This window comes from Pseudomonas avellanae BPIC 631, from assembly GCF_000444135.1.
Lineage (GTDB): Bacteria > Pseudomonadota > Gammaproteobacteria > Pseudomonadales > Pseudomonadaceae > Aquipseudomonas > Aquipseudomonas avellanae.
Map to the genome: position 1 here is coordinate 1 of NZ_ATDK01000470.1, position 977 is coordinate 977.

A 977-nucleotide genomic window follows, 5' to 3' on the forward strand; every position below is an offset into this window, starting at 1 on the left:
TGTTTTCGAAAAAATCAGCCACCAACTAACGGAAAATTCAAATCTTATCAATAGCTTAGCTTGCAGGTTATGGGTAACTTATTTCGAAAACAGTACACTAGGGGGCCATGGCTGCCGAAGGAATCCGAAGAGATGGATAACGTCAGATCTGTGCTTCAAGTGGTAGGCCAAACTGAAGGGTTCCTGATCGGTGGAAACGGACTGCCTCAGAATTCCAGAAGTGGTTCAGCAGCTGACTGTTGGGCTGCTTTTGCGAGAACTGCTGACGGCCAAGCACTCGCTAATGCTGCTCATGAAGCAATGAAAGGTTTTGCAACCTGGGTCTGGCCAATGGGGTGCATTGAGGATGCCTTGAGAATTGATGAGAAGGGAGAGGCAGCCATAATTGCTCAGGAAGACAATATCCGGAGCTGGCAATCGGAGGTAATTGATCAAGAGTATCCAGTTTTCCGAAGCACCCTAGATTGGATGCGAGCAATCTAACCGCGCATCTCGCATTAATTCTTAGGCCCGGTGTCGTTTGGTTAGGTGAGACTACCGGAGCACGCATAGCGCGCAGGTCTCGCAGATGCTGAGGAATGTAATGTCTTCCTGGTACATCCGGGATTGCTTACCCGGCTGCTGAGCTCCTCATACGCGCTTTGGGCCACGGGGCAACTGTCGTTCACGTCAAACCTATGCGCTTCGATGTAAGCAGCAATTAGCACTTTCTCCAAGGCCCTGCTTCAGTAATGATGCAGAGGCCTCTGGCTGCCTTGCTCGTGATTTCAAAGCTGCACGAGGGCCAGCTCACATCATTAGTCTGGGTCAAAATCGCACCCACGCCAACAGCTGCCAGAAACTGAGCTGCTCAGCCTGACTACAACTAGGCTAAGCAGCTAGTGTACTGTTTTCGAAAAAATCAGCCACCAACTAACGGAAAATTCAAATCTTATCAATAGCTTAGCTTGCAGGTTATGGGTAACTTATTTCGAAAA

Annotated in this window: 1 protein-coding gene; it reads left to right on the forward strand. The window is 49.0% G+C overall.

Going from position 1 to position 977, the window contains the following annotated elements:
* Positions 1 to 132: 132 nt before the first annotated feature.
* Complete coding sequence (locus DW49_RS0124055) at positions 133 to 483, forward strand: hypothetical protein (protein WP_024421471.1); 351 nt, start codon at positions 133 to 135, stop codon at positions 481 to 483.
* Positions 484 to 977: the final 494 nt, after the last annotated feature.